Below are 26,617 nucleotides of genomic sequence, written 5' to 3'. Positions count from 1 at the left end.
GGGCCTCCTAGCCCGTTTTGACCGCGCGCCGCGCAGCCGGGTATTGTTGCCTGCTGTTGTGCGACAGCTGCAGGCGTTCCCTCCCGGGGATGCTTGACGTTCGTTCTCGAGCGACCAGCGCGCGCCCCCAGACCGACGACGAGACAAGGTAATTCTGTGCGTACGTACAGCCCGAAGCCGGGTGAGATCGAGCGTCAGTGGCACATTATCGACGCTTCTGACGTCGTTCTGGGCCGCCTGGCCACCCACGCCGCCACTCTCCTGCGCGGCAAGCACAAGCCGACGTTCGCCCCGCACGTCGACACCGGCGACTTTGTGGTGATCATCAACGCGGGCAAGGTCGCGCTGACCGGCAACAAGCGGCAGACCAAGGTCGCCTACCGGCACTCCGGCTACCCGGGCGGCCTCAAGCAGGTCGGCTACGAGGAGCTGCTGACCAAGCGCCCCGAGCACGCGGTCGAGCTGGCCGTCAAGGGCATGCTCCCGCACAACAAGCTCGCCCGTCAGATCATCAAGAAGCTGAAGGTCTACCCGGGCGCCGAGCACCCGCACGCCGCGCAGCAGCCGGTGCCGTTCGAAATCAAGCAGATCGCGCAGTGAGCGAGGGCGAAGGAAACAGCATGTCCGACATCGTCGAGCCCGAGGTCGTCGAGACCGTCGAGGCACCCGCTGAGACCCCCGCGGAGACCGTGGTGGTCGTCGAGGCCGCGCCGGTCACCGTCCGCGCCCCGCGCCCCGGTGACCGTCCGATCCAGACCGTCGGCCGCCGCAAGGAGGCCATCGTCCGGGTCCGCCTGGTGCCCGGCTCCGGCAAGATCATCTGCAACGGCCGCGAGCTCGAGAACTACTTCCCGAGCAAGGTGCACCAGCAGCTCATCCGCGAGCCGCTGACCACCGCCGAGAAGGCCGAGCAGTTCGACGTGATCGCCAACCTCCGTGGCGGCGGCATCACCGGCCAGGCCGGCGCCCTGCGCCTCGGCATCGCCCGCGCGCTCGTCTCGAACGACGGCGACGACCGCCCGGCGCTGAAGAAGGCCGGCTTCCTCACCCGTGACGCGCGGGTCAAGGAGAGCAAGAAGTACGGCCTCAAGAAGGCCCGCAAGGCTCCGCAGTACTCGAAGCGCTGATCGCCGCGCTCGCCTTGCACCACGTCTGACCGGTACGGCCGGGTGCGCCCCCAGCGGGCGTGCCCGGCCGTTTCGCATTTCCTCCCCCGAACAACGCACCGGTTCGCCTTTACTGAGCAGGAACCGGCGAAAGGAACGACCGCCATGGGGCGACTCTTCGGCACGGACGGCGTACGCGGGCTCGCGAACGGTGACCTCCTCACCCCGGAACTGGCGCTCTCGGTCGCCGTAGCGGCCGCCCGGGTGCTCATCGAGAGCGACCGCAGCCACCAGCCGCTCGCCATCGTCGGCCGCGACCCGCGAGCCAGCGGCGAGATGCTCGAGGCCGCCGTGGTGGCCGGCCTGACCAGCGCCGGCGCCAACGTCGTCCGGGTGGGGGTGCTGCCCACGCCGGCGGTCGCCTACCTCGTCGGCCAGGCCAACGCCGACCTCGGCGTGATGCTCTCGGCCTCGCACAACCCGATGCCGGACAACGGGATCAAGCTCTTCGCCCCGGGCGGCCAGAAGCTCCCCGACGAGATCGAGGCCCGCATCGAGGAGGCGGTCGAGGACGGCCACGGACTCGTCGGCCGCCCCACCGGCGCCGGCGTGGGCCGCGTCCACGACCTCCTCGACGGCGCGGAGCACTACGTCAAGCACCTCGTCGCCGCCACCCCGCACAGCCTGGCCGGCATCAAGGTCGTGGTCGACTGCGCGAACGGCGCGGCCAGCGAGGTCGGCCCGGCCGCGTACGAGCAGGCGGGCGCGGAGGTCATCGCCATCCACGCCGAGCCGGACGGGCTCAACATCAACGACGGCTGCGGCTCCACGCACCTGGACACGGTCCGCGAGGCCGTCCTCCGCGAGGGCGCCGACCTGGGCCTCGCCCACGACGGCGACGCGGACCGCTGCCTCGCGGTCACCGCCTCCGGCGAGGTGGTCGACGGCGACCAGATCATGGCGATCCTGGCCCTGGCGATGCGCGACGCGGGCACGCTCTCCGACAACACCCTCGTGGCGACGGTCATGAGCAACCTCGGCCTGCGGCTCGCGATGAAGCAGGCGGGCATCCGCCTGCTCGAGACCAAGGTCGGCGACCGGTACGTGCTGGAGGAGCTGACGGCGGGCAACTACGCCCTCGGCGGCGAGCAGAGCGGCCACATCGTGATGCCGGCGTTCGCGACCACCGGCGACGGCGTCCTGACCGGCCTGCACCTCATGGCCACCATCGCCGCCACGGGCAAGTCCCTGGCCGACCTCGCGGCCGTGGTGCACAAGCTGCCCCAGGTCCTCATCAACGTCCAGGTGAAGGACCGCGAGGCGGGCGCCCAGGCGCCCACGGTCCAGGCCGCGGTGGCGCTGGCGGAGGACGAGCTGGGCGAGACCGGGCGGGTGCTGCTGCGGCCGTCGGGCACGGAGCCGCTGGTGCGGGTGATGGTCGAGGCGGAGACGCAGGACCAGGCACGGGCGGTGGCCGAGCGGGTGGCGGCCGAGGTGCGCGCAGCCAGCCCGGCCTGACCGCGCCCACCGAGCCGGGCGGTCCGCCCGGCTCGACCCCGTTCTCAGGCCAGCGTGCGCAGCCGGCGGGCGGCCTCGTCGATCACGTCCTCGCGCTTGCAGAAGGCGAACCGGATCAGGTGCCGCCCCTGCTCGCGGTGGTCGTAGAAGACCTGGGTGGGCACCGCCACCACCCCGCACCGCCCGGGCAGCGTACGGCAGAAGTCGACCCCGTCCGTCCCGCCCAGCGGCCGGATGTCCGCCGTCACGAAGTAGGTGCCCTCGGACGGCAGCACCCCGAAGCCCGCGTCCGTCAGCCCCGCCACGAGCCGGTCGCGCCGCGCCTGGAGCCCGTCCCGGAACGTGGTGAAGTACGCGTCCGGCAGGCCCAGGGCGACCGCCACGGCGGGCTGGAGCGGGCCGGCGTTGACGAAGGTCAGGAACTGCTTGACGCGCGTCATGGCGGAGACCAGCGGGGCCGGTCCGGTGGCCCAGCCGACCTTCCACCCGGTGCAGGAGAAGGTCTTGCCCGCCGACGAGATGCGCAGGGTGCGCTCGCGCATGCCCGGCAGGGTGGCCAGCGGTACGTGCGCAGTGGCGGCGTCGGTGTACACCAGGTGCTCGTAGACCTCGTCCGTCACGGCGTACACGTCGTGCTCCTGGCAGAGCCGCGCCACCAGCGCCAGCTCGTCGGTGGTGAACACGGTGCCGGTCGGGTTGTGCGGTGAGTTGAGCAGCACCATCCGGGTCCTCGGCCCGAACGCGGCGCGCAGCTCGGCCTCGTCGAAGCCGTACCGGCCGTCCGGCCCGGGCCGCAGCGTCACCGGTCGCCGCACGGCCCCGGCGAGCGCGATGGACGCCGCGTACGAGTCGTAGTACGGCTCGAAGCACACCACCTCGTCGCCGGCCTCGCACAGCGCGAGAATGGCCGCCGCGATCGCCTCGGTGGCGCCGGCGGTCACCACGACCTCGGTGTCCGGGTCCCGGGTGAGTCCCCAGAACCGCTCCTCGTGCGCCACCACGGCCTGGCGCAGCGCCGGGATGCCGGGCAGCGGCGGGTACTGGTTGGCGCCCGAGGCCAGCGCCTCGGCCGCAGCGGCGAGCATCTCGGGCGGGCCGTCGGTGTCGGGGAAGCCCTGTCCCAGGTTGACCGAGCCGGTCCGCGCGGCGAGCGCGGACATCTCGCTGAAGATGGTGGTGCCGAACGGGCGCATGCGGCCGACGAGCGGGTCCGCCGAGATCGACGTCGTCACGCCCGCCAGCCTACGGCCCCGCGCTAGGAGACCACCTTCATGCAGGAGGCGGTGATGAAGGAGCCGGTGCTCGTCTTCTGGGCGACTTCCTCGCCGTCGACCTTCGCGCTGCAGCTGATCGTGCCCTCCGAGATGCTGCCGCGGACGGCGACCACGGAGACGAGCGCGGAACCGTGCAGTTTCACCTTCTTGTGCCAGGGCAGGGAGACGTTTCGTTCCCGTTTGGCCTGCTTGCCCAGCTCCTCCAAGTAGATGATCTCCACCGGGCCGTCCCCGGTCACCTCGTACTCGACGGTGATCTCCTCGCCCTCGCCCGGCAGCTGCGGGATGCCCGTCGGCAGGTCGGTGGGCAGCGTCGGCAGGTCGGTCGGCAGGTCGGTGGGCAGGTCCGGAATCTCCGTCGGCACGTCGATCGGCGGGTCGGTGGGGAGGCTGTCGAGGGCCTCCTTCGCCTTGTCGGTGGCCCGGTTCACCAACAGCACCGCCGAGGTCACGCCACCCGCGCAGAGCAGCAGCGTCACCGCGATCAGCACGGCGACCAGCGGGGTGTTGCTGCGCTTCGGCGGCGGCGGAGGCGGCGCGCCGTAACCGGGCGGCGGTCCATACCCCGGGGGCGGCCCGTATCCGGGAGGAGGCGCGCCGTAGCCGGCGGGTGGCCCGTAGCCGGCGGGCGGGGCATAGCCGGGCTGCTGATACTGCGGCGGATCCACCGACGGGAACTGCGACGTCGCGGGGTGGCCCTCCGGCGGCCCGCTCACCGGATCGGACTGGGGAAGGGGTGCGTAACCGGGCTGGTACTGCGGGGGGCCCGGCGGTGGCGCAGGCTGCGCGGACAGGGGGTCGCCCGACGGTGACGACCAGGGCTGACCCGACGGCGGCTCCTCAGGCGGGAGCGGGCGCGTGGGGTCGGAAGGCGGTGGATAGCTCAATCGTCTCTCCCGAGCAGGCGTCGGCCCGACGGTACGCCCTCCCCGCCAGGAATGGATCACCCGGACGTGTCAGGGAGGGCCGGGACCTGGCCCGGAGGCGGGACACCCCTGTCCGAACGGCTGTTTCGATCACGTACGATGCGCGAAAGTATGCTTCTCGAGCACATGCCATGAGCGAAAGTCCGCTACGCTGCCCCACATGTGTGGGATCGTGGGTTACGTCGGCAATCGTCCGGCGCTGCAAATCGTCCTCGACGGGCTCCGACGCCTGGAGTACCGCGGATATGACTCGGCCGGCGTGGCGGTCATCGACGACACCGTCATCCTGACCGAGAAGCGCGCCGGAAAGCTGGCGAACTTGGAAAAGGCCCTGGCCGATCGGGCGGGCGACGGGATCGCCGCCGGGCCGACGGCGATCGGGCACACCCGGTGGGCGACGCACGGCGGACCCACCGACCGTAACGCCCACCCCCACCTGTCGGCCGACGGCCGGGTCGCGGTGATCCACAACGGGATCATCGAGAACTTCTCCCGGCTCCGCGCCGAGCTGGAGGCGACGGGGATCGAGTTCGTGAGCGACACCGACACCGAGTGCGCCGCGCACCTCTTGGCCGCCGAGATGCGGGCACTGCGCGACTCCGGCGCGGACGCCGACGGGCCGCACCTGCTGGCCGAGGGTATGCGCCGTGCCGTGCGCCGCCTCGAGGGCGCCTTCACCCTGCTGGCGATCGACGTGGACATCCCGGACGCCGTCGTGGCCGCGCGCCGCAACTCGCCGCTGGTGGTCGGCCGGGGCGACGGCGAGAACTTCCTGGCCAGTGACGTCTCGGCCTTCATCGAGCACACCCGGGAGGCCATCGAGCTGGGCCAGGACCAGGTCGTGCTGATCACGCCCGGCGCCATCGAGATCACCGACTTCGCCGGTCAGCCCGCCACCGGCAAGGAGTTCCACATCGACTGGGACGCCTCGGCCGCGGAGAAGGGCGGCTACGACTACTTCATGCTCAAGGAGATCGCCGAGCAGCCGCAGGCCATCGCCGACACCCTGCTCGGCCGCCTCTCGGAGCGCGGCGAGATCGTGCTCGACGAGGTCCGGCTCACCGACCAGGACCTGCGCGACGTCGACAAGGTGTTCATCATCGCGTGCGGCACCGCCTACCACTCCGGGATGGTCGCCAAGTACGCCATCGAGCACTGGACCCGCATCCCGTGCGAGGTGGAGCTCGCCAGCGAGTTCCGCTACCGCGACCCGGTCCTGGACCGCTCCACGCTGGTGATCGCGATCAGCCAGTCCGGCGAGACCATGGACACGTTGATGGCGCTGCGCCACGCCAAGGAGCAGAAGGCGCGGGTGCTGGCCATCTGCAACACCAACGGCTCGACCATCCCGCGGGAGTCCGACGCCGTGCTCTACACCCACGGCGGCCCGGAGATCGCCGTCGCCTCCACCAAGGCGTTCCTCACCCAGCTCGTCGCCTGCTACCTGATCGGCCTGCACCTCGCCCAGATCCGCGGCGTCATGTACGCCGACGAGGTCGCCGCCGTGGTCTCGCGCCTGCGGCGTACGCCGGACAACCTCCGCGAGCTGCTCGGTCAGATGGAGGACGTCCGCGAGCTGGCGCGCGACCTCAAGACCGCGTCGACGGTCCTCTTCATCGGCCGGCACGTCGGCTTCCCGGTGGCGCTCGAGGGCGCGCTCAAGCTCAAGGAGCTCGCCTACATGCACGCCGAGGGCTTCGCGGCCGGCGAGCTCAAGCACGGACCCATCGCCCTGATCGACGAGGGCACGCCGGTGGTGTGCGTGGTGCCGTCACCGGCGGGCCGGGGCGTGTTGCGCGACAAGGTCGTCTCGAACATCCAGGAAGTCCGCGCCCGGGGTGCCCGGACGATCGTCATCGCCGAGGAGGGCGACGACGCGGTCGGTGCCTACGCCGATCACCTGATCCGGGTGCCGCGTACGCCCACCCTGCTGGCGCCGCTGATGACCACGGTGCCGCTGCAGATCCTCGCGTGCGAGATCGCGGCGGCCCGGGGCCACGACGTCGACCAGCCGCGCAACCTGGCCAAGTCCGTCACCGTGGAATGACATCGGTCCGTCCCAGCGTGATGTTGGTGAGCGCGTCGAGCGCCGGGCCGCCCTCGTCCCAGTAGCCGAGGTGCCCGGCGCCCGCCTGGCTCGCGAACGTCCGGGCGCCGAACGCCGGCCCGGCGGGATTGCCGCCGAACCACAGGTCGTCCTCCGGCCGGCCGAACGCGAGCGCGGCCGCGGCCGGCCACACCTGGCTCACCACCACGTCCTCGGCGAGGCTGCGCGGCGACACGGCCGCCCACTGGATCACGTCGGTCACCGAGGTGGTGGCCCACACCTCGCCGGGTGGCACGGACAGATCGCGAGCGTGGTCGACACCGACGCCGGGCGAGCCGACGAAGACGACGCTGTCGGCGGCGAGCCCCGGACGGGCCGCCGCCATGCCCACGACCAGGGATCCGTAGCTGTGCCCGAGCACCGTCTGGCGGGCGGGACGTCCCTCGTGCGTGGCCCGGAGCCCGTCCTGGAAGCGGCGGAGTGCGGGCGCTCCGGCCTGCGCGGCGGCGCGACCGGACGCCTCGCCCAGGAAGTCGGGGGCGTCGTAGCCGAGCCACAGCACGGCACTGGTCGCCTCCTCCGGCGCCAGCTCGCCCGCCCGGACCGCCAGCCGTCGCGCGCGAGCCAGCTCGCCGCCGAGCGACGCCAGGTCGGCGGTCATGCCGGGCACCTGGGTGACGACGTGGTCGGCACGGTCGGGGTCGCCCAGTGCGACGACTGCGCGTCCCTCACCGGCCGGGTCGATCCGCAACAGGTACGCCCGGGGCCCTTCTCCGTCGGCGAGCCAATCCCGCAGCGAGCCCTCGATCCGCAGGCCGTCCAGCAGGAGCCGGTTGGCACGGTCGCGCGCGGCGGCCGGAACCCCGTCGAGCGACCCGATCGAACCGGGCTCCGTGACCAGCAGCCAGTCCTGCTGTGCCGGACTCAGTGCCCTCCAGCACCTGCTCACTTCGGCAGGAGAGGCGGTGCAGGCCGGGGGAGCGATGGCCGGGGGCGCCGCCGAGGTCAGGAACAACTCGTCCAGGAGGCGTGACGCCTCGGCGGCCGCCGCCATGGCCGAGGACAGGTCATCGCGCGGACGGGCGCGGGCCACGGCGGCGGCGAACTCGCTCAACGCCTGGTCCGCGGCCCAGCACCCGAGCCGGAAGAGGTCCAGCCGGCGCAGCAGCCGGCCGAGCCGGGCAGCGACCGCGTCCGCCGCGGCGCCGGTCCACACCGACCGCAGCCGGGCCGCGCACGCCCGCACGTCGGCCGCCCAGCGGCCGGCGGCGCCGGCCCAGCTCCGCCACACCGATGCCGCCTCGCGCCACCGGGCCGGATCCGTTGCTAGCAGGACTGTCAACGGAGCCTCCGCAGACCGGCCGCCGCCCGGTCGTCGGCACCGTCGTAGTCGTCCGCCGTCGTGCTCGCCGCACGTCCCGTGGCCAGGATGTCGTCGGCGATCGCGGCCAAGGTGCGGCGTGCGGCCGCTGTGGCGACCGTGACGGCGTCGGTGACCGCCCAACGCGGACCCGGAACCGGTGGCAGTGGCGGGAGATGGAAGCCGCTGCCGGCGGTCACCAGCGCCGCGGCCCAGGCACGCACGCCATCGGTGTCGACGTCGAGATCGGGCCTCATCGGCAACCTCCAGAAAGCGTCATCGGCAACCTCCAGAAAGCGTCATCGGCGGCCTCCGGAAAGCGTCACGGCAGCCCCCGGAAGGCGAAAGGAAGGGCAAGAGAAGGGGAAGGACTCGGGCCGACGACGGTAGGCAATCCGCCGGGCCCGTGGTTCCGGCCTGTGGACAACGGCCCGGCCGAGACCCCGTTGTGGATAACCGGCACCGCTAGGGTGGCGTGTGTGATCGTGTCTGTCGGGATCGACGTGGTGCTGGTCGACCGGTTCGCCAAGGCGCTGGATCGCACGCCGCTGCTGGCGGACCGGCTCTTCACCGACGCGGAGCGGATGACGGCGTCCGGCACCCCGCGCTCGGCGGAGTCGCTGGCCGCCCGGTTCGCCGCCAAGGAGGCGGTGGCCAAGGCCCTCGGCGCCCCCGCGGGGATGCGCTGGCACGACTGCGAGATCGTCTCCGATCCGGACGGGAGGCCCTGGCTGACCGTCTCCGGTACGGTCGCGGCGGTGGCGACCGAGCGGGGCATCAGCCGGTGGCACCTCTCGCTGTCCCACGACGGCGGCATCGCCTCGGCCATGGTGGTCGCCGAGGCCTGACACGACGAGGATGAGGAGCACGGATGCGGCAGGCATGGCGCGTCGCGGACGTACGCGCGGCGGAGAAGGCCCTGATGGCGACCCTGCCGGACGGCACTCTCATGCAGCGCGCGGCGGCCGGTCTCGCCCGACGCTGTGCGCTGATGCTGCGGGAGAGCGGCGGCGTCTACGGCTCCGACGTCGTGCTGCTGGTCGGCAGCGGTGACAACGGCGGCGACGCGCTCTACGCGGGTGCCCGCCTGGCCGCGAGGGGCGCCGCCGTGCAGGCCATCCTTCTGAGTCCCGACCGGGTCCACGCCGCCGGCCTCACCGCCTTGCGACGCGCCGGAGGCCGAACGGTGGTCGATCTTCCCGCGCGCGCGGACCTGGTCGTCGACGGCATCGTCGGCATCGGTGCGAGCGGTGGGCTCCGGCCGCCCGCCGCCGGCCTCGTCGGAGCCCTGCCCGGGCTGCGGACCCGTGAAGGTGCGAGAACGCCGGTCGTCGCGGTGGACGTGCCCAGCGGGGTCGCCGTGGACACCGGTGACGTCCCCGGCGACGCGGTGCACGCGGATGTCACGGTCACCTTCGGCTGCCTCAAGCCCGCGCACGTCGTGGGCCCGGCCGCGGCTCTGGCGGGCCACGTCGAGCTGGTGGACATCGGGCTGGGTGCGACGCTGCACGCCTCCGCCGCCGTGCGCGTTCCCGACGCGTCCGACATCGCCGCGTGGTGGCCGCGTCCCGGTGCGGCGTCGGACAAGTACAGCCGGGGTGTGGTCGGCCTGGCCACCGGCTCGGCGATGTATCCGGGCGCCGCGATGCTGTCGGTCGCGGGTGCGCTCGCCGGTCCGACCGGCATGGTGCGCTACGCGGGCAGCGCCGACCGCGAGGTGGTGCGGCAGCATCCGTCGGTGGTCGCCGCCAAGCGGGTCGCCGACGCCGGCCGGGTGCAGGCCTGGGTGTGCGGCTCCGGGCTGGGGACGGGGGATGAGGCGCGGACGGAGCTTCGCAGCGTACTGGCGACCTCGCTGCCGGTGCTGCTCGATGCCGACGCGCTGACCCTGCTCGTCGACGGGCAGCACGCGACCGACCTGCGTCGCGACGCCCCTCTGGTGGTCACACCGCACGACCGGGAGTTCGCCCGGCTGGCCGGAGAGGCGCCGGGCGCCGACCGGGCGGGCGCCGCCTGCCGGCTCGCGGCCTGGATCAACGCGGTCGTCCTGCTCAAGGGCGATCGGACGATCGTCGCCACTCCGGCGGGCGAGGTGTGGGCCAACCCGACGGGTAGCGCGGACCTCGCCACCGCTGGATCGGGTGATGTGCTGGCCGGCCTGCTCGGTTCGCTGCTCGCCGCCGGGCTGGCCCCGGCGCGGGCCGCGGTCGCCGCCGCGTACGTCCATGGCCTGGCCGGACGCCGCGCCGGGCGGGAGGGTCCGGCCACCTCCGCCGACGTCGCCGCCGCGCTCCGGCCGGTTCTGGCCGACCTGCTGGGACACGGTCGTGTCCAGGGGGATCAGTAGGCTGGTGACCATGTGGCAGGCCGAGGTCCGGATCGATCTGGACGCGATCCGGGACAACGTGGCGACCCTGCGCGCGGGCACGACCGCCGAGGTCATGGCGGTCGTCAAGGCCGACGGGTACGGGCACGGCATGCTGCCGGCCGCCCGCGCGGCCCTCGCGGGCGGGGCGACGTGGCTCGGCGTGGCCACCCTCGACGAGGCCCTGGCGCTGCGCCGGGCCGGACTGACCGCACCCGTGCTCGCCTGGCTGCAGACTCCCGGCCTGCCGCTGCACGAGGGCGTCGAGGCGGACGTCGACCTCAACGCGGGCAGCCTCGGGCAGCTGGGCGAGCTGATCGGTGCCGCCCGCCGGGTGCGCCGTGCGGCGCGGGTGCACCTCAAGCTCGACACCGGCCTGGCCCGCGGCGGCGCGACACCCGCGGACTGGCCGGCGCTGCTCGAGGCGGCTGCGAAGGCGCAGGCCGACGGCGAGCTGGAGGTCGTCGGCGTATGGAGCCACTTCATCTACGCCGACGCGCCGGGCCACGAGACGATCGACCATCAGCTCGCCGTCTTCGCCGAGGGCCTGGCGACGGCGGAGCGGTACGGCATCGAGCCGCGTTACCGCCACATCGCCAACTCGGCCGCGACCCTCACCCGACCCGACGCCCACTACGACCTGGTCCGCCCGGGTGTGGCGGTCTACGGGTTGTCGCCGCTGCCGGGGCCGCCGCCTCCCGGCCTGCGTCCGGCGATGACGGCCCGGGCCCGGGTCGCCCTGACCAAGCGGGTGCCCGCCGGCCAGGGCGTCTCGTACGGCCACGCCTACTTCACCACGCGCGAGACGACGCTGGCCCTCGTGCCGCTCGGCTACGGCGACGGGGTGCCGCGGCACGCCTCCAACGTGGGACCGGTGCTCCTTGGTGGCGCCGTCCGCCGGATCGCCGGCCGCGTCTGCATGGACCAGTTCGTGCTCGACTGCGGCGACGACCCGGTCGGCGCGGGCGACGTGGCGACCCTGTTCGGGCCCGGCGACGACGGCGAGCCCACGGCGACCGACTGGGCCGAGGCGATCGGCACCATCAACTACGAGATCGTGACCCGCTTCGGCGGGAGCCGCGTGCCGCGGGTCTATGACGGCACGGCCGGCGTGCCACCGATGTCGGCTACCCCTGGGGAGGTGGGATGAGCCCGGCCAAGCCGTCCGGCCCGCGCCGCCGCGCCAAACAGGTCGGCATCGCCGGTGCCGTCATCGGCGTGGCGGCCGCGGGCCTCGCCACGGCGTTCGCGGTGGAGCGGGCACTCGTCCGCAAGTCGCTGAGCGCACCCGGCGACCCGCACGCCGAGGAGGAGTTCGGCGACCAGCCGTACGACGAGCAGCTGACCGTCACCGCGGCCGACGGCACCGACCTGCACGTCGAGATCGTCGAGCCGCGGGAGCCGAGCAGCAAGCCCACGGTCGTCTTCGTGCACGGCTTCGCGCTGGACATGGGGACGTTCTACTTCCAGCGGCAGGCGCTCACCGAGCGCGGTGACCAGCGGCTCGTCTTCTACGACCAGCCCGGTCACGGCAGGTCCGGCCGGCTGCAGTCGGGCGACTACGACATCGCCGCCCTGGGGAAGTCTCTGGCCGCCGTGCTCGACGCCACCGTGCCGGAGGGGCACATCATCCTGGTCGGGCACTCGATGGGCGGCATGACGATCATGGCGTTCGCCGAGCAGTATCCGGAGTGGTTCGGCAAGCGCGTCACCGGCGTGGTCCTGATGTCCACGTCGGCGGGGCTGATCGACAAGACCAAGCTCGGGCTGCCCTCCCTGGTCGCCCGGGCCAGCGCGCCGTTCTTCCCGCTGTGGGGCGGCGCCGCCCGCATCGGCGGCCCGGCCATCGACCGGGCCCGGGTCGCCTCCTCGGATCTTGCCTGGCTGCTCACCCGCCGGTACGGCTTCGGCGACGCCAGGCCCAGCCCTTCGCTGGTCACGTTCGTGGAGCAGATGAACTCGAGGACCTCTGTCGAGACGCTCACCAGGTATCTGCGCACGCTGTACACGCACAACCGCTTCCCGGCGTTGTCGGCGCTCAAGGGCGTACCGGTGCTGGTGCTCGTCGGCACCAAGGACTACCTGACGCCGGTGACGCACTCGGAGGAGATCCTCAAGCACCTTCCCGACGCCGAGCTTTTGAAGATCGACAACAGTGGTCACGTGGTGATGCTGGAGAAGGCGGACGAGGTCAACGCCGCGCTGATCCCGTTCCTGGAGCGCATCTCGTGATCCGGCTGCCCACTGTGGACGACACGCGTGCGTTCGGCCGGCGTCTGGCGGCGGTCGTGCGTGCCGGTGATCTGCTGCTGCTGACCGGTCCGCTGGGTGCCGGGAAGACCGCGCTGGTGCAGGGGCTCGGCGACGGGCTCGGGGTGCTCGGCGCCATCACGTCACCCACGTTCGTGATCGCGCGGGTGCATCGGCCCGACCCCGCGCGCGGGGGTGAGGTGCCGTTGGTGCACGCGGACGCGTACAGGCTGGGCGATGCCGCCGACCCGCGCGCGGAGATCGACGACCTCGACCTGGACGCCTCCGCCGAGGAGGCGGTCACCGTCGTCGAGTGGGGTGCGGGGCTGGTCGAGCAGCTGAACGACGAGTATCTCGCCGTCCGTATCGACCGCCTCGACGACGACACCAGGGTGATCGACCTGGTGCCGCACGGCGGGGACTGGGCGGACCGCGTGGAGAAGCTGTGATGCGGAGATGATGTGAACCTGCCCGACCTGCTTCCGCCCGCCTGGCGCGCGGAGCTCACGCCGTTCCTCGACCCGGCCGCCACGGAGGCGCTGGGTGCGTTCGTCGGCGAGCAGTACGCCCAGCACACCGTCTACCCGCCGGTCGAGGACCTCTTCGCGGCATACCGGCTGTGCCCGCCCGAGGAGACGCGGGTGCTGATCCTCGGCCAGGACCCGTACCACGGGCCGGGGCAGGCGCACGGCCTGAGCTTCAGCGTCCGTGACGGGGTGCGGGTGCCGCCGTCGCTGCGCAACGTCTACAAGGAGCTCGCCGCGGACGTCGGTGTGCCGCCGCCGGCCGGTGGGGACCTGACCGGCTGGGCGCGGCAGGGGGTCCTGCTGCTCAACGCGGTTCTGACGGTACGGGCGGGGGCGGCGGCGTCGCACAAGGGCAAGGGCTGGGAGGTCTTCACCGACGCGACGATCCGTGCGCTGGACGCCCGGCGGGAACGGGTGGTGTTCCTGCTGTGGGGCTCGTACGCCCGCAAGAAGGCGGCGCTGGTCACCAACCCGGTCCACACGGTGATCGAGTCGGGGCACCCGAGCCCGCTGAACGGCGGCAAGGACTTCTTCGGTGCCCGCATGTTCAGCGCGGCCAACAAGGCCCTCGCCGACGCCGGCCGCCCGCCGATCGACTGGGACCCCCGAGCCTGACGGGAGCCTGCCGCTAGGGTTTGGTGGTGCTCGTACTCGCTCTGGACACCTCCACGCCCGCGGTCACCGCCGCTCTGGCCGAGGTGACCGACCGCCGGCTGACCGGTCTCGGGGAGCGGCGCGTCGTCGACCCGCGGGCCCACGGGGAGCTGCTCGCGCCTCAGGTGCGGCTCCTGCTCGCAGACGCCGGCGCGCGGCCCACCGATCTCGGTGCCATCGTCGCCGGGACCGGCCCCGGGCCCTTCACCGGGCTGCGGGTGGGGCTTGTCACCGCCGCCAGCATGGGGCAGGCGCTGGGCATCCCCGCGTACGGGACCTGCTCTCTCGACGCCTTGGGCCGCGCTGCCGGACCCGGCCGGGTGCTGGTGGCGACCGACGCCCGGCGGCGGGAGGTGTATTTCGCGACCTATCTCGACGGGAAGCGGGTGACCGATCCCGATGTCGCGAAGCCGGCCGATGTGCGGGTCGATGCCCACCGGGCCGTGGGGGAGGGCGCCGTCAAGTACAGCGACGTCTTCGGGCTCCCGATCGACGACCGGGTGGTGCATCCGCCCGGGGAGGCGTTGATCGCCCTGGCGCTCGACAAGATCCGGGCGGGGGCGCCGGGCGATCCGCTGACCCCGCTGTACCTGCGGCGCCCGGACGCGGTGGCGCCCGGTGAGCGGAAGCCAGTGCTGCCCTGATGGAGATCGCGCGGTTCCGGTGGTGGCACATCGCCGACGTGCTTCCCCTCGAGGAGGATCTCTTCGGGCCGGAGAAGTGGTCCGCGGCGATGTTCTGGAACGAGCTGGCCCAGCGGAACTTCTACGTCGTCGCCCACGAGGGCGAGGAGATCGTCGGGTATGCCGGGCTGGCGGTCGTCGACGAGACGGAGAGCTGGGTGCAGAACATCGCCGTGAAGCGGGCGGCGCAGCAGCGCGGCATCGGGCGGCGGCTGCTGGAGACTCTGCTGGAGCGGGCCGGCGACCGGAAGGTGCTGCTGGAGGTGGCCGTGGACAACCGGGCCGCGCAGCAGCTCTACGCCTCGTACGACTTCGAGCCCGTCGGGATCCGGCGGGGCTACTACCAACCGACCAACACGGACGCCCTGGTGATGATGCGCGATGCCTGACGAGCCCCTGGTCCTCGGGATCGAGACCTCCTGCGACGAGACCGGCGTCGGCATCGTGCGCGGGCACACCCTGCTGGCCGACGCGCTGGCGTCCAGTGTGGACCAGCACGCGCGGTTCGGCGGGGTGGTGCCCGAGGTCGCGAGCCGGGCGCACCTCGAGGCGATCGTCCCGACCATGCAGCGGGCGCTCGACGACGCCGGGGTGACGCTGCGGGACATCGACGCGATCGCGGTGACCGCTGGGCCCGGTCTCGCGGGCGCGCTGCTCGTCGGGGTCGCCGCCGCCAAGGGGTACGCCCTTGCCGCGGAGAAGCCGATCTACGGCGTCAACCACCTCGCCGCCCACGTGGCCGTCGACACGCTCGAGCACGGTCCACTGCCCGAGCCGGCCGTGGCGATGCTCGTCTCCGGCGGACACTCCTCGCTGCTGCTCGTCGACGACCTCACCGCCGGCGTCACGCCGCTCGGGGCCACCATCGACGACGCCGCCGGGGAGGCGTTCGACAAGGTCGCGCGGCTGCTGGGGATGGGGTTTCCGGGTGGGCCGGTGATCGACCGTACGGCGCGCGACGGTGATCCGCGGGCGATCGCCTTCCCGCGGGGGTTGACCGCGCCGAAGGATCTCGCCACGCACCGGTTCGACTTCTCGTTCTCGGGGCTGAAGACCGCCGTGGCCCGCTGGGTGGAGGCGCGGGAGCGCAGTGGTGAGCCGGTGCCGGTCGCGGACGTGGCCGCGAGCTTCCAGGACGCGGTCTGTGACGTGCTCACCGCCAAGGCGCTGGACGCGTGCCGGGAGCACGGCGTCGAGACGCTGGTCATCGGCGGCGGGGTGGCGGCCAACTCGCGGCTGCGGCTGCTGGCCGAGGAGCGGGCGGCGAAGGCGGGTGTGCGCGTACGGGTGCCGCGGCCGCAGCTGTGCACGGACAACGGGGCGATGGTGGCCGCTCTCGGCTCGCATCTCGTCGCGGCCGGTGTCGCGCCGAGTCCTCTCGATCTGCCGGCCGATTCCGCGATGTCATTGACCTCGATCGCTGTGGCGGGGTAGGAAGCCAGCATGATCGCACGCATGTGGGAGGTACGCGCCTCGCGCGGCGGCTTCGACGAGCTGCTGAGCTGGGTGTGTGACCGGGCGCTGCCCGAGCTCGAGGTGCTGCCCTCGCACGTGTCGAGCGAGGTGTATTCCTCCACGGATCTGCGCATTGTGGTCATTACGCGGTGGCGGAACAGTCCCGCTTCCCTTCCCGCGCCTCCGGAAAACCTCGTCGCCCGGTCTCCGCACGTGTGGGATTTCACGCCGGTCGACAGATAACGCGCTGGATCGTGACGGCGCCGTTACGTAACGTCGAAGGGCGATGCGTGATCTGCCCCCCGCCGATCCCGGCTCTCCCGATCACCGGTCCGCCACCCGCTACCTGGGGTGGCTCGCCCGGCGCACGGCGGTATCCGTCGGCGCCGCGATCTTCTTCGCGGTCGTGTGGATGGTCTGTCAGGCGTTCGTGCCCGCGGTCATCGGCAAGGCGATCGATGCCGGGCTGATCCATCACAACGGCCGTGAGCTGCTGCTCTGGAGCACGGTGCTGCTCGGCGTCGGCCTCGTGCAGATCGGGGCCGGGCTGCTGCGGCACCGCCGGGCCGTCTACAACTGGCTGGCGGCCGCGTACCGGACCGTGCAGGTCGCCGTCCGGCAGGCCGGCCGGCTCGGGGTCGCGTTGCCGCGCCGGCTGGATGCGGGCGAGGTCGTCGCCATCGGTACGGCGGACATCACGCACATCGGCAACGCGATCGACATCACCGCCCGTGGCGTCGGATCGATCGTCGCGGTCGTGACCGTCTCCACGATCCTGCTCGTCACGTCGGTGCCGCTGGGGCTCGTGGTGGTGCTCGGGATCCCGCTGCTGATGGCGGTCGTGGGCCTGCTCATCCGGCCGCTGCACCGCCGCCAGCAGGCGTACAGGGAACAGCAGGGCCGGCTCACCGGCCGGGCCACCGACCTGGTCGGCGGGCTGCGGGTGCTGCGCGGGGTGGGCGGCGAGCCGGTCGTGTCGCAGCGCTACCGCCGCGAGTCGCAGACGCTGCGGGCCGCCGGGCTGCACGTCGCCCGGGTCGAGGCGCTGCTCGACGCGGCGCAGGTGCTGCTGCCCGGCATCTTCCTGGTGCTGGTCACGTGGCTGGGCGCGCGCTTCGCGATCTCCGGCCGGATCACGGTGGGGCAGCTGGTCTCCTTCTACGGGTACGCCGCCTTCCTCGTCTCCCCGCTGCGCCAGCTCACCGAGACCATCGACAAGATCACTCGAGGGCACGTGTCCGGCCGCCGGGTCGTGTCGATGCTGCGGGTGCGGACGGACCTGCGCGAGCCGGTCCGCCCGGCCCGGGTGCCCGAGCGTGGCGACCTGGTCGACCCGGTGTCCGGAGTGGTCGTGCGGCCGGGGCTGGTCACCGCCATCGCCGCCGCCCTGCCCGCGGACGCGGCCGCCATCGCGGACCGGCTGGGGCACTACACCGCTGCGGGCGCCGGGACGACGCTTGCCGGCGTACCGTTGGAAGATCTTGAGGTGGAAGCCGTGCGGGAGCGGATCCTCGTCGCGGACAACGACGCCCGCCTGTTCTCCGGGCCGTTGCGCGACGACCTCGACCCGCTGGGCACGGGGCGGGCACCGGCCGCCCTCGCCGCCGCCTCCGCGACCGACGTGGTCGAGGCCGTCCCCGGCGGCCTGGACAGCGAGGTCGCCGAGCGGGGCCGCAGCTTCTCCGGCGGTCAGCAGCAGCGCCTGCGGCTGGCCCGGGCGCTGGTCGCCGACCCGGAGATCCTCGTGCTGGTCGAGCCGACCAGCGCGGTCGACGCGCACACCGAGGCCCGGATCGCCGGCCGGCTCGCGGCGGCGCGGCACGGCCGCACGACCGTCGTCTGTTCGACCAGCCCGCTGGTGCTGGACCGCGCCGACCACGTCCTCTACGTCGAGGACGGTGTGGTGGTCGCCGAGGGAACCCATCGCGAGCTGCTGGACGGCAGCTTCGCCTATGCGAGGACGGTGCTGCGCGAGTGAGCAACGCGCTCCCGGTGGCGGACACCCGCCAGGTGCGCCGGTACGCCCGCGACCTGTTCCGCCGGCATCCGCGCGCCCTCCTCACGACCGTAGCCCTGCACGCGCTGGCCGCCATGGCCGGTCTCCTGGGGCCGCGGCTGCTCGGCGACCTGGTCGAGTCGATCCAGCACGACGCCGGGGTGCGCACCGTGGACCGGATCGCCGCCACCATCGCCGTGTTCGTGGTCGTGCAGGCGGTGCTGGTGCGGTTCGCGTACCTGGCGTCGGCGCGGCTCGGTGAGCAGGTGCTGGCCGAGCTGCGGGAGGAGTTCGTCGACCGGGTGCTGACCATTCCGCTGTCGACGGTCGAGCGCGCCGGCACGGGTGATCTGCTCACGCGTACCTCCCGGGACGTCGACGCGCTGTCGCGGTGCCTGCGCTTCGCGGTGCCCGAGACGGTGATCGCGCTGATCACCGCGTCGCTCGCGGTCGGCGCCCTGGTGCTGGTCAGTCCGCTGCTCGCGGTGCCGTTGCTCATCGCCGTGCCGATCCTCACCGTGTCGACGCGGTGGTACCTGCGGCGGGCGGCCGGCGGCTATCTGCGGCAGAACGCCGCGTACTCGCAGGTCACCGACGGTCTCGCGGAGACGGTCGAGGGGGCTCGGACGGTGGACGCGCTGCGCCGGCAGCGGCAGCGCATCCGGCGTACGGACGCCGACCTGCGGCGGTCCTGGCAAGCCGAGCGGTACACGCTGTTCCTGCGTACGGTGTGGATGCCGTCGATCGAGGTGGGCTACGTGCTGCCGGTGGTCGGCACGCTGCTGCTCGGCGGCTGGTTCTACCTGCACGGCTGGGTCGACCTCGGCCAGGTCACCGCGGCGGTGCTCTACACGCAGCTGCTGGTCGACCCGATCGACCGCTTCCTCGGCTGGCTCGACGAACTGCAGGTGGGTGCCGCGTCCCTGGCCCGCCTGCTGGGCGTCTCGTTCGGCGCCGCCGCGTCCTCGGACGTGACCCCGCGCGGTGCGGAGATCGTCGCGAAGGACGTGCGGTTCTCCTACGTCGAGGGCCGCGAGGTGCTGCACGGCATCAACCTGACGATCGCCCCGGGGGAGCGCCTGGCGATCGTCGGCCCGTCCGGCGCGGGCAAGTCCACGCTGGGGCGCCTGCTCGCCGGGGTGCACGCGCCGGGCGCCGGGTCGATCACCGTCGGCGGCGCCGCGCTGACGAGCCTGCCGCTGGACCGGCTGCGCACCGAGGTCGCCCTGGTGAGCCAGGAACACCACGTCTTCATGGGTACGCTGCGCGACAACGTCGCCATGGTGCGGCCCGGCTCCTCGGCGGCGCACGTCCGCGAGGCGCTGGCCGCGGTGAACGCCCTGAAGTGGGCGGACGAGCTGCCCGACGGCCTCGACACGGTCGTGGGAGCGGGCGGGGTGAGCCTGTCGGCGGCCCAGGCGCAGCAGGTCGCGCTCGCCCGGCTGGTGCTCGCGGACCCGCACACGCTGGTGCTCGACGAGGCCACCGCGATGCTGGACCCGCGGGCCGCCCGGGATCTCGAGCAGTCGCTGGCCGCGGTGCTGCGGGGCCGGACGGTCGTCGCGATCGCGCACCGGCTGTTCTCGGCGCACGACGCGGACCGGGTGGCGGTGGTGGAGGAGGGGCGGATCACCGAGCTGGGCTCGCACGACGAGCTGGTGGCCGCGGGTGGCTCGTACGCGGCGCTGTGGGCCTCCTGGCACGGCACCCCGCCGGTCGGTTCTAGCGCAGGGCCAGGAACACACCCAGCAGAACAAGGGTGACCAGGGCGATCGCGAGCAGCAGCAGGAACTCCCGCCGCTGCCGCTCCTCGGGCTGCTCGGCGGGCAGGTCGCTGACCACGGCGGCCAGCTCGTCCAGGGTCCGGGCGTCGGCGGCCACGCCCACCCGCTGGGCGAACTCGTCGAGGGTCAGCCGCCCGGCGCCGGTGTGCCGCTCCAGGGCGGCGACGATCCGCTGCCGGTCCTCGTCGGAAGCGCGCATGCGGGCACTCTAGCTCGGGGAGCCCAGCAGCGGGTCTTCCAGGAGGCGTTCGAAGGCGAGCTCGGCCGCGCCGATCAGGGCGGCGTCGGTGCCCAGCTCCGGGGTGCGCAGCCGGATGTTCTCCCGGCACGCGGGCAGGGCCACCTCCTTGAGCCGGGAGCGGATCTGGGCCGCCGCCACGAGGTACACGTCGCGCAGCGTGCCGCCGAAGATGACCGCCTCCGGGTTGAAGATGTTGACCAGGTTGCCGACGCCGAGGCCGATCCACTCGCCGACGTGGCGGACCGCCTGCTGCGCCACCCAGTCGCCGCGCATCGCCGCCTCGACCACGCCCAGCACCGCCTCGCGGCCGCTGCGGTCCTCCCGGCCGGCCAGCTTGAGCAGCGGGTACTCGCCGATCTCGGTCTCCCAGCAGCCGCGGGAGCCGCAGCTGCACGGCCGGCCGTACGGGTTGACCACCATGTGGCCGACCTCGCCGCCGTAGCCGCCGTGGCCGGTGATGCGGCGGCCGCCGGCGATGATGCCCGCGCCGACGCCGACGTCGCCGTACAGGTAGATCACGTTGTCCCGGCCGGCCGCCGCGCCGCGGCTGTGCTCGACCAGCGCGGAGACGTCGGCGATGTTGCCGACGATCATCGGTCCGACGTCGCCGATCTCGTCGACCAGCGCCTCGCCGACCGGCTCCTCGACCCAGCCGATGGTCGGGGCCAGGCGCACCATGCCGTCGGCGCGGCGCACCATGCCGGCGATGGCCAGCCCGGCGCCGACGTAGCGGGCGTCGTCCGGCACGTGCGTCCGCATCTCGTGGATGAACCCGGCCAGCGGCTGCACCGCGTCGACGACCTGCATGCCCCGGGGGCGGGGGGCCTCGCGCCGGTCGAGGATGGTGCCGCCCAGGCCGACCCGTGCGGCGCGCAGGCGGTCCACCTCGATGTTGAGCGCGTACGCGTAGACCTTGGACGACTCGGGCCGGACGACCAGTGACGGTCGTCCGGCCCGGCCGGTCTCTCGTTGTCCCTTCTCGGTCACCAGTCCCGCGGCGGTGAGGTCCGCGGTCAGGGCGCCGATGGTGCTGCGGTTGAGGCCCAGCTTGGTGGTGAGCTCGGCCCGGGACGTAGCCCCATGAATGTGTACGTATCGGAGCAACGTGCCCAGGTTGTGCCGGCGTACCTCCTCCTGGCTGGGCCCGGCCCTCATCGGTTTCCGGTGGCGGCCGCCCTGCGGCGCGAGAGCGCGTCGACGCTGGCGGCGAGCAGCAGGATCAGGCCCGTGACCACGAACTTGGTGCCGGCGCTGTAGCCCATCAGGCCCATGCCGTTGTCGATGACCGCGATGACCGCGCCACCGATGACCGCGTCGAGCACCCGGCCCTTGCCGCCGAAGAGGCTCGTGCCGCCGATGACCGCCGCGCCCACGGCGTACAGCAGGACGTTGCTGCCGCCGGAGTTCGGGTCGACGGAGTTGGCGCGGCTCGCCGCGATGATGCCGCCGATCGAGGCCATGAACGAGCCGATGACGAACACCGAGATGCGGATCCGGTCGACCGGGATACCGGCGCGGCGCGCGGCCTCCTTGTTGCCGCCCACGGCGTAGACGTGCCGGCCGTACGTGGTCCGGGCCAGCACGAAGGTCCACACGACGAGCACCACGGCGATGATCGGGGCGACGATCGGTACGCCCTTCACCGAGATGATCAGCGGGTTGATGCTGCGCTCCTGGGTCAGTACGGCGACCGCCGCGAGCAGCAGCACGGCCAGCGCGGCGATCCGTGCGAGCACGATACCCATCGGGTCGGTGACCAGCCCACGGGCGGCCCGGCCCCGGACCCGCAGGAACTGCACCGCGGCGTACGCGATGATGGCGGCGACGGCGAGCGCCCAGCTGACCCCGACCGACATGTTGTTGTTGGCCAGGGAAAGCACGAACTCGTCGCGGATGGAGACGTTCTTGCCGCCTTCGAGCAGCATCAACAGGATGCCCTGGAATGCCAGGAAGGCCGCCAGCGTGACGACGAACGACGGGATGCCGATCTTCGACACCAGGAAGCCCAGCACGAAGCCGATCACCAGGCCGGTCAGGAGGGCGACCGGGATGGCCGCGTACCAGTTCCAGCCGTGCTTGGTGAGCAGGATGGCCATGACCGCGCCGCAGACGCCGCTGGTGAAGCCGGCGGAGAGGTCGATCTCGCCGAGCAGCAGGACGAAGACCAGGCCCATCGCGATGAAGATGACGGCCGCGCCCTGGGCGAACAGGTTGGCGAAGTTCACGGCGCTGAAGAAGGTCGGCCGGGCCACGCCGAAGATGAGGCAGAGGACGATCAGCCCGAGGATCGCAGGCAGGCTGCCGATGTCGCCGCCGCGGATCCGGCCCCAGTAGTCGTGCAGGTGACTGGCGACCGTGGGCTTGACGACCGTGACGCCGCCAACGGTGGTGGTCGTGGTTGTCATGCGTCGGCTCCCGGAGGCGTGATGTCGACGAAACCGGCGGCGGCCGGCTTCTCGGGCGGCAGGCCGAGGTTTCCGCTGCGGCCGGAGGTGATGAGTTCGACGACCTGGGAGTGGGTGACGTCGCTGGTCTTCACCTGGGCCGCCATGCGGCCGAGGTAGAGGGCGGCGATCCGGTCGGAGACGGCGAAGACGTCGTTCATGTTGTGCGAGATGAGGACGACGCCGAGGCCGTTGTCGGCGAGCCGGCGCACGAGCTCGAGGACCTGCGCCGTCTGGGCGACGCCGAGGGCCGCGGTGGGCTCGTCGAGGATCACCACCCGGCTGTTCCAGAGCACCGCCTTGGCGATGGCGACGGTCTGGCGCTGGCCGCCGGAGAGGCTGGCGACGAGCTGGCGCAGGCTCTTGACGGTGCGGACGGACAGGCTGGCGAGGGTGTCGCCGGCCATCTGCTCCATGGTCGGCTCGTCCAGGACCAGGCCCCGGACCTTCTCCCGGCCGAGGAACATGTTCTGGACGATGTCCAGGTTGTCGCAGAGGGCGAGGTCCTGGTAGACGACCTCGATGCCCAGGGTGGCGGCGTCGCGGGGGCTGTTGATGGCGACTTGGTTGCCGTCGAAGGTCACCGTGCCCGCGTCGATGGTGTAGATGCCACTGATGCACTTGACCAGGGTCGACTTGCCGGCGCCGTTGTCGCCGACGAGCGCGGTGACCTCGCCGGGATAGACGCTCAGTCCGACGTCGTGCAGGACCTGGACGGGACCGAAGCTCTTGTCGATCCCGCGCAGCTCCAGTAAAGGTGTCGCGGCCACGGATGGTTCTCCTTCTCGAATGCGGCGCCGCCCACGCCCGGAAGGCGTGGGCGGCGTCGTGCTTCAGCTTTGTTCCGCGGTCAGCTCACGCCGTTGTCGGTGCAGAGCTTGGCGAAGTCGCCCGTGCACAGCTGGTCCTTGGACACGAAGCCGTCGGCCACGACGTCCTTGACGTTCTCCTTGAAGATCGCCTTCGGGGTGAGCAGCACGGACTGTACGTCCTTGCCCGACTCCGGGTCCTTGACGCTCTGGGAGACCGACTTCTGCTCGCCCTTGGCGAGCGAGATGGCGAGGTCGGCGGCCGCGTCGGCTTCCTGCTTGATCGCCTTGTAGACGGTCATGCACTGGTCGCCGGCGAGCACGTTCTGCAGGCCCTGCACGGTTGCGTCCTGGCCGGTGACCGGGACCTTGCCGTTCAGCTTGTTCTTCTTGAGCACGGAGATGGCGGCGTTGCCCAGTCCGTCGTTGGCGGCGAGCACGCCCTTGATGTTCTTGTTCTCGGTCAGCATCTGCTCGAAGATCGTGCCGGCCTGCGCGTTGTCCCAGTCCGGAACCGACTGGTCCGGACCCTTCACGTAGTCACCGGAGTCGTACTTCGGCTTCAGCACCGAGTCGTAACCCTCCTTGAAGAGGGTCGCGTTGTTGTCCGTCGGCGAACCGTTGAGCTCGGCGACCACCGGCTTGGTGGCCTTCATGTCGGTCAGGCACTTGACCAGGCCTTCGCCCTGCAGCTTGCCGACCGCCACGTTGTCGAACGACACGTAGTACTTGGCGCCGCCGTTGAGGGTCAGACGGTCGTAGTCGATCGTCGCGATACCCGCCGACGCCGCCTTGTCGAGGACCGCCTTACCCGTACCGGAGTCCAGGTTGACGATCATGAGGACCTTGACGCCGCTCGAGATCATGCCGTCGGCGATGGTCTGGAACTGGCTCTTGTCACCCTGGGCGTTCTGGATGTCGGCCTGAACGCCGGCCGCGTCGAACGCCGCCTTCAGGAACTTCGGGTCGTCGGAGGCCCACCGCTGCGAGCTCGCGGTGTCGGGCAGGATCACGCCGATCTTCCCCACGGACGAACCGGTGGTGCCGCCGCTACCCGTCTCGGTGCCCTTGTCGCCGCCGCACGCGGCCATGCTGCCGCTGGCCAGCAGACCCGCCGCGGCAAGAGCGAACATTCCCTTACGCATTACTCGTGTCCTCTCGGATCAATCCGGATCTTGCCTCGGATTCCTCGCGCGCGCAGCGGGGATTGCCGCTCCTGTCAAGTTTGTTGTGTCGGGCAACGTATTCCCGTGGCGCGGTGCAGCACAACCGCATGGCGTACTCCACAACGTGACGCTAGGTCACTTGGCGATCCGAAATCGGCGGTTCTCCGGAGAAAGATCCGGTTTGACCGTAACGGTGTCGTAACGAGACCGGATTTATGTCCGGATCCGTGCCGTCGTGGCCCCCGTCAGCCGGATCAGGTCGGCCGGCGCCAGCGACACCTGCAGCCCCCGGCGACCGGCCGAGACGTACATCCGCTCCAGCTCCGTCGCCGAGTCGTCGATCACGGTCGGCAGGCGCTTGCGCTGACCGAGCGGGCTGATGCCGCCGCGGACGTACCCGCTGCTGCGCTCGGCGGCGGCCCGGTCGGCGAGCGTCGCCCGCTTCCCGCCGGCCGCTGCGGCCAGCGCCTTCAGATCAAGATCCCCGGTCACCGGTACGACCGCAGTCGTCAGCGCGCCGTCCACCTCGGCGATCAACGTCTTGAACAGCGACTCCGGCGGTACGCCCAGCGCCTCGGCCACGAGCGCGCCGTAGTTGGGGGCGTCCGGCGAGACGTCGTACGGGTGCAGCTCGTGCGCCACCTTCTCCGCGGACAGCAGTACGGTCGCCGGCGTACCGGCCGCCTTCTTAGCCACGATCAGCGAGGTTAACGGCACAGCACGACGGTCGGCGCGCCCGCCACCCGGGTCAGCACGATCGACACCGATCCACTGCCCCGCAGGCGCAGGTCGCGCCGGAGCTTCTCCACCTCCAGGGCCGACCCGCGCTTGCGGATCTCGGCGCGGCCCACTCCTCGTTCCCGCAGCGTCGAGCGCAGCCGCTTCAGGGAGAACGGCAGCACGTCGGTGACCTCCAGGCGGCGGGCGAACGGCGTGTCCACGGGCTCGTCGGTGTAGACGTACGCGATCTCCGGGTCGGCGAGCCGGCCACCGATTCCGGCCGCGAACTCGGCGACCAGGTGCGAGCGGACCACCGCCGGGTCCGGGTCGTACAGGAAACGGCCGACAGTCCCCACCGGCGCCGCTTCGACTCCGGAACCGTGCAGCGTCACGCCCGACGGCAATAGAGTCGCGCGTCGCGCAAATTCCGCGAGGGGTCCGCACCAGAACGCCGCCTCCACCAGCTCGCCGCCGACGCTCACCCACTCGCCCTCGGCGCCCGGTGGCAGCAGGGCGTGGTCGATGCCGGGCGCCAGCTTGAGCACCGTCCGCGGCACCCGGGCAGGCAGGGCCGCGATGAAGTCCCACGGCGGCGACCAGGCCTGCGGATCCATGACCCGCCCGCGACCCGCCCGGCGGCGCGCCGGGTCGGCGAAGACCGCGTCGAACTTCTCCACCTCGACGCCGGTGGCGTCGGCGCACTCCACGGTCACCAGCTCGGCGAGGCCGGCGGCAGCCGCGTTCGCCTCGGCCACGGCGGCGGTCAGCGGGTCGGCGTCCACCGCGTACACCCGGATGCCGTGACGGGCCGCCGCCAGCGCGTCCGAGCCCAGCCCGCAGCCCAGGTCGGCCAGGGTCTCGACGCCGGCCGCGCGCAGCCGCGCGGCGCGGCGGTCCGCCACCACCGCGCGGGTGGCCTGCTCGAAGCCCGGCCGGGTGAAGAACATCGCCGCCGCGGCCGCGCCGAACTTGCCCTCGGCACGTCGCCGCAGGTCGGTCTGGGTGAGCGCGGCTGCGGCGAGCGGCGCGGCGATGCCGCGGGAACGCAGGGCCGAGGCCGCCGTCAGCGGATCTCCGTCGGCCACCTCGGCCGCGGCGGCGAGGGCCGCGGACCCTTCCGGGGTACGCAGGCAGGCAAGCAGTTCGAGGTCCACGCGGAGTCATTCTGCCGTGTTGGCACTCTCCTTGACGGAGTGCTAGTTCCGGCATAATCTCCGATTAGCACTCTCAACCCGAGGGTGCCAGCGCGCGCCCCGTCCGGGGGAGTGCGCTTGCGCCAGGCGGACCGGCAC

The 26,617-nt window shown here is 72.3% G+C and carries 27 protein-coding genes; 16 read left to right on the top strand and 11 right to left on the bottom strand.

What is annotated here, in order from left to right:
* The first annotated feature begins 156 nt into the window (after positions 1-156).
* The 3 genes from rplM (at position 157) to glmM (ending at position 2,624) form a co-directional block, all read left to right on the top strand.
* Complete coding sequence (rplM, locus tag AB0J80_RS12905; protein WP_015619048.1) at positions 157-600, top strand: 50S ribosomal protein L13; 444 nt, start codon at positions 157-159, stop codon at positions 598-600.
* A gap of 20 nt (positions 601-620) precedes the next feature.
* On the top strand, positions 621-1,127 hold the full coding sequence (gene rpsI / locus AB0J80_RS12900; RefSeq protein ID WP_364704204.1) for a 30S ribosomal protein S9: 507 nt from the start codon (positions 621-623) through the stop codon (positions 1,125-1,127).
* A 144-nt stretch (positions 1,128-1,271) separates the two neighbouring features.
* The gene (gene glmM / locus AB0J80_RS12895) at positions 1,272-2,624 is read left to right on the top strand and encodes a phosphoglucosamine mutase (RefSeq protein WP_364704201.1); all 1,353 of its coding nucleotides are present in this window, start codon (positions 1,272-1,274) and stop codon (positions 2,622-2,624) included.
* A 44-nt stretch (positions 2,625-2,668) separates the two neighbouring features.
* Here the strand turns inward: glmM and AB0J80_RS12890 are convergent, their stop codons facing one another.
* Both AB0J80_RS12890 and AB0J80_RS12885 read right to left on the bottom strand, forming a co-directional pair.
* Positions 2,669-3,844 carry a pyridoxal phosphate-dependent aminotransferase gene (locus tag AB0J80_RS12890; protein WP_364704479.1) on the bottom strand — a complete coding sequence of 392 codons (1,176 nt, stop codon included), beginning with the start codon at positions 3,842-3,844 and terminating at the stop codon, positions 2,669-2,671.
* Positions 3,845-3,879: 35 nt separating this feature from the next.
* The gene (locus AB0J80_RS12885) at positions 3,880-4,614 is read right to left on the bottom strand and encodes an MmpS family transport accessory protein (protein WP_364704198.1); all 735 of its coding nucleotides are present in this window, start codon (positions 4,612-4,614) and stop codon (positions 3,880-3,882) included.
* Positions 4,615-4,984: 370 nt separating this feature from the next.
* Here AB0J80_RS12885 and glmS point away from each other — a divergent pair, with 370 nt between their 5' ends.
* Positions 4,985-6,871, top strand: a complete 1,887-nt coding sequence (gene glmS / locus AB0J80_RS12880) for a glutamine--fructose-6-phosphate transaminase (isomerizing) (RefSeq protein WP_364704195.1) — start codon at positions 4,985-4,987, stop codon at positions 6,869-6,871.
* Here glmS and AB0J80_RS12875 read toward each other — a convergent pair.
* Both AB0J80_RS12875 and AB0J80_RS12870 read right to left on the bottom strand, forming a co-directional pair.
* Positions 6,858-8,213 (bottom strand): alpha/beta hydrolase, encoded by a 1,356-nt coding sequence (locus tag AB0J80_RS12875; RefSeq protein ID WP_364704194.1) that lies wholly within the window; start codon positions 8,211-8,213, stop codon positions 6,858-6,860. The two genes, glmS and AB0J80_RS12875, sit on opposite strands and share 14 nt — an antisense overlap.
* Complete coding sequence (locus tag AB0J80_RS12870; RefSeq protein WP_364704192.1) at positions 8,210-8,488, bottom strand: hypothetical protein; 279 nt, start codon at positions 8,486-8,488, stop codon at positions 8,210-8,212. Before AB0J80_RS12870 ends, AB0J80_RS12875 begins: the two co-directional genes overlap by 4 nt.
* Positions 8,489-8,710: 222 nt before the next feature.
* Here AB0J80_RS12870 and AB0J80_RS12865 point away from each other — a divergent pair, with 222 nt between their 5' ends.
* Genes AB0J80_RS12865 through AB0J80_RS12810 form a run of 12 tightly spaced genes read left to right on the top strand, consistent with a single transcriptional unit; the run spans position 8,711 to position 19,924 of the window.
* Complete coding sequence (locus AB0J80_RS12865) at positions 8,711-9,079, top strand: holo-ACP synthase (protein ID WP_364704190.1); 369 nt, start codon at positions 8,711-8,713, stop codon at positions 9,077-9,079.
* Positions 9,080-9,102: 23 nt separating this feature from the next.
* Positions 9,103-10,578 (top strand): NAD(P)H-hydrate dehydratase, encoded by a 1,476-nt coding sequence (locus AB0J80_RS12860; RefSeq protein ID WP_364704187.1) that lies wholly within the window; start codon positions 9,103-9,105, stop codon positions 10,576-10,578.
* A gap of 10 nt (positions 10,579-10,588) precedes the next feature.
* A complete protein-coding gene (gene alr, locus AB0J80_RS12855) occupies positions 10,589-11,746 on the top strand; it encodes an alanine racemase (protein WP_364704184.1) in 1,158 nt (385 codons plus the stop codon).
* The gene (locus AB0J80_RS12850) at positions 11,743-12,828 is read left to right on the top strand and encodes an alpha/beta hydrolase (protein ID WP_364704181.1); all 1,086 of its coding nucleotides are present in this window, start codon (positions 11,743-11,745) and stop codon (positions 12,826-12,828) included. The genes alr and AB0J80_RS12850 overlap by 4 nt, the downstream gene beginning before the upstream one ends.
* On the top strand, positions 12,828-13,295 hold the full coding sequence (gene tsaE / locus AB0J80_RS12845) for a tRNA (adenosine(37)-N6)-threonylcarbamoyltransferase complex ATPase subunit type 1 TsaE (RefSeq protein ID WP_364704477.1): 468 nt from the start codon (positions 12,828-12,830) through the stop codon (positions 13,293-13,295). Before AB0J80_RS12850 ends, tsaE begins: the two co-directional genes overlap by 1 nt.
* A 12-nt stretch (positions 13,296-13,307) precedes the next feature.
* A complete protein-coding gene (ung, locus tag AB0J80_RS12840; RefSeq protein WP_364704178.1) occupies positions 13,308-13,988 on the top strand; it encodes a uracil-DNA glycosylase in 681 nt (226 codons plus the stop codon).
* Positions 13,989-14,014: 26 nt separating this feature from the next.
* On the top strand, positions 14,015-14,671 hold the full coding sequence (tsaB, locus tag AB0J80_RS12835; RefSeq protein WP_364704176.1) for a tRNA (adenosine(37)-N6)-threonylcarbamoyltransferase complex dimerization subunit type 1 TsaB: 657 nt from the start codon (positions 14,015-14,017) through the stop codon (positions 14,669-14,671).
* Complete coding sequence (gene rimI, locus AB0J80_RS12830) at positions 14,671-15,099, top strand: ribosomal protein S18-alanine N-acetyltransferase (protein WP_364704173.1); 429 nt, start codon at positions 14,671-14,673, stop codon at positions 15,097-15,099. The genes tsaB and rimI overlap by 1 nt, the downstream gene beginning before the upstream one ends.
* Positions 15,092-16,144 (top strand): tRNA (adenosine(37)-N6)-threonylcarbamoyltransferase complex transferase subunit TsaD, encoded by a 1,053-nt coding sequence (gene tsaD / locus AB0J80_RS12825; protein ID WP_364704170.1) that lies wholly within the window; start codon positions 15,092-15,094, stop codon positions 16,142-16,144. Before rimI ends, tsaD begins: the two co-directional genes overlap by 8 nt.
* A gap of 9 nt (positions 16,145-16,153) precedes the next feature.
* Entirely contained in the window at positions 16,154-16,408 is a 255-nt protein-coding gene (locus AB0J80_RS12820) for a hypothetical protein (RefSeq protein ID WP_364704167.1), read from the top strand.
* Between the two features lie 43 nt (positions 16,409-16,451).
* Positions 16,452-18,143, top strand: a complete 1,692-nt coding sequence (locus AB0J80_RS12815; RefSeq protein WP_364704164.1) for an ABC transporter ATP-binding protein — start codon at positions 16,452-16,454, stop codon at positions 18,141-18,143.
* A complete protein-coding gene (locus AB0J80_RS12810) occupies positions 18,140-19,924 on the top strand; it encodes an ABC transporter ATP-binding protein (RefSeq protein WP_364704161.1) in 1,785 nt (594 codons plus the stop codon). Before AB0J80_RS12815 ends, AB0J80_RS12810 begins: the two co-directional genes overlap by 4 nt.
* Here the strand turns inward: AB0J80_RS12810 and AB0J80_RS12805 are convergent.
* The 7 genes from AB0J80_RS12805 to AB0J80_RS12775 all read right to left on the bottom strand — a co-directional run bounded on the left by AB0J80_RS12805 (position 19,884) and on the right by AB0J80_RS12775 (position 26,479).
* The gene (locus AB0J80_RS12805) at positions 19,884-20,144 is read right to left on the bottom strand and encodes a DUF1707 domain-containing protein (protein WP_364704158.1); all 261 of its coding nucleotides are present in this window, start codon (positions 20,142-20,144) and stop codon (positions 19,884-19,886) included. The two genes, AB0J80_RS12810 and AB0J80_RS12805, sit on opposite strands and share 41 nt — an antisense overlap.
* Positions 20,145-20,153: 9 nt before the next feature.
* Positions 20,154-21,341 (bottom strand): ROK family transcriptional regulator, encoded by a 1,188-nt coding sequence (locus AB0J80_RS12800; protein ID WP_364704155.1) that lies wholly within the window; start codon positions 21,339-21,341, stop codon positions 20,154-20,156.
* Positions 21,338-22,591 carry an ABC transporter permease gene (locus tag AB0J80_RS12795; protein ID WP_364704153.1) on the bottom strand — a complete coding sequence of 418 codons (1,254 nt, stop codon included), beginning with the start codon at positions 22,589-22,591 and terminating at the stop codon, positions 21,338-21,340. Before AB0J80_RS12795 ends, AB0J80_RS12800 begins: the two co-directional genes overlap by 4 nt.
* Entirely contained in the window at positions 22,588-23,400 is an 813-nt protein-coding gene (locus AB0J80_RS12790) for an ATP-binding cassette domain-containing protein (RefSeq protein WP_364704150.1), read from the bottom strand. The genes AB0J80_RS12795 and AB0J80_RS12790 overlap by 4 nt, the downstream gene beginning before the upstream one ends.
* A gap of 80 nt (positions 23,401-23,480) precedes the next feature.
* Positions 23,481-24,584 carry a substrate-binding domain-containing protein gene (locus AB0J80_RS12785; RefSeq protein WP_364704147.1) on the bottom strand — a complete coding sequence of 368 codons (1,104 nt, stop codon included), beginning with the start codon at positions 24,582-24,584 and terminating at the stop codon, positions 23,481-23,483.
* 234 nt (positions 24,585-24,818) lie between these two features.
* Positions 24,819-25,301, bottom strand: coding sequence for a Cys-tRNA(Pro) deacylase (ybaK, locus tag AB0J80_RS12780; protein WP_364704144.1), 483 nt, complete (start codon positions 25,299-25,301; stop codon positions 24,819-24,821).
* Positions 25,302-25,312: 11 nt separating this feature from the next.
* Positions 25,313-26,479 (bottom strand): class I SAM-dependent methyltransferase, encoded by a 1,167-nt coding sequence (locus AB0J80_RS12775; RefSeq protein WP_364704141.1) that lies wholly within the window; start codon positions 26,477-26,479, stop codon positions 25,313-25,315.
* Positions 26,480-26,617 lie beyond the last annotated feature (138 nt).

The sequence above is a fragment of the Actinoplanes sp. NPDC049548 genome (assembly GCF_040676695.1).
GTDB lineage: Bacteria > Actinomycetota > Actinomycetes > Mycobacteriales > Micromonosporaceae > Actinoplanes.
Note: the sequence above shows the minus strand (reverse complement) of the source record. Positions and strands in the feature narration are given on the sequence as shown.

Excerpts from the sequence above, each read along its gene's own strand:
- glmM (WP_364704201.1), top strand. The coding sequence starts at position 1,272 with ATGGGGCGACTCTTCGGCACGGACGGCGTACGCGGGCTCGCGAACGGT.
- AB0J80_RS12850 (WP_364704181.1), top strand. The coding sequence starts at position 11,743 with ATGAGCCCGGCCAAGCCGTCCGGCCCGCGCCGCCGCGCCAAACAGGTC.
- AB0J80_RS12860 (WP_364704187.1), top strand. The coding sequence starts at position 9,103 with ATGCGGCAGGCATGGCGCGTCGCGGACGTACGCGCGGCGGAGAAGGCC.
- AB0J80_RS12815 (WP_364704164.1), top strand. The coding sequence starts at position 16,452 with ATGCGTGATCTGCCCCCCGCCGATCCCGGCTCTCCCGATCACCGGTCC.
- glmS (WP_364704195.1), top strand. The coding sequence starts at position 4,985 with ATGTGTGGGATCGTGGGTTACGTCGGCAATCGTCCGGCGCTGCAAATC.
- AB0J80_RS12785 (WP_364704147.1), bottom strand. The coding sequence starts at position 24,584 with ATGCGTAAGGGAATGTTCGCTCTTGCCGCGGCGGGTCTGCTGGCCAGC.
- rimI (WP_364704173.1), top strand. The coding sequence starts at position 14,671 with ATGGAGATCGCGCGGTTCCGGTGGTGGCACATCGCCGACGTGCTTCCC.
- rpsI (WP_364704204.1), top strand. The coding sequence starts at position 621 with ATGTCCGACATCGTCGAGCCCGAGGTCGTCGAGACCGTCGAGGCACCC.
- AB0J80_RS12795 (WP_364704153.1), bottom strand. The coding sequence starts at position 22,591 with ATGACAACCACGACCACCACCGTTGGCGGCGTCACGGTCGTCAAGCCC.
- tsaD (WP_364704170.1), top strand. The coding sequence starts at position 15,092 with ATGCCTGACGAGCCCCTGGTCCTCGGGATCGAGACCTCCTGCGACGAG.
- AB0J80_RS12820 (WP_364704167.1), top strand. The coding sequence starts at position 16,154 with ATGATCGCACGCATGTGGGAGGTACGCGCCTCGCGCGGCGGCTTCGAC.
- alr (WP_364704184.1), top strand. The coding sequence starts at position 10,589 with ATGTGGCAGGCCGAGGTCCGGATCGATCTGGACGCGATCCGGGACAAC.
- AB0J80_RS12800 (WP_364704155.1), bottom strand. The coding sequence starts at position 21,341 with ATGAGGGCCGGGCCCAGCCAGGAGGAGGTACGCCGGCACAACCTGGGC.
- AB0J80_RS12805 (WP_364704158.1), bottom strand. The coding sequence starts at position 20,144 with ATGCGCGCTTCCGACGAGGACCGGCAGCGGATCGTCGCCGCCCTGGAG.
- AB0J80_RS12870 (WP_364704192.1), bottom strand. The coding sequence starts at position 8,488 with ATGAGGCCCGATCTCGACGTCGACACCGATGGCGTGCGTGCCTGGGCC.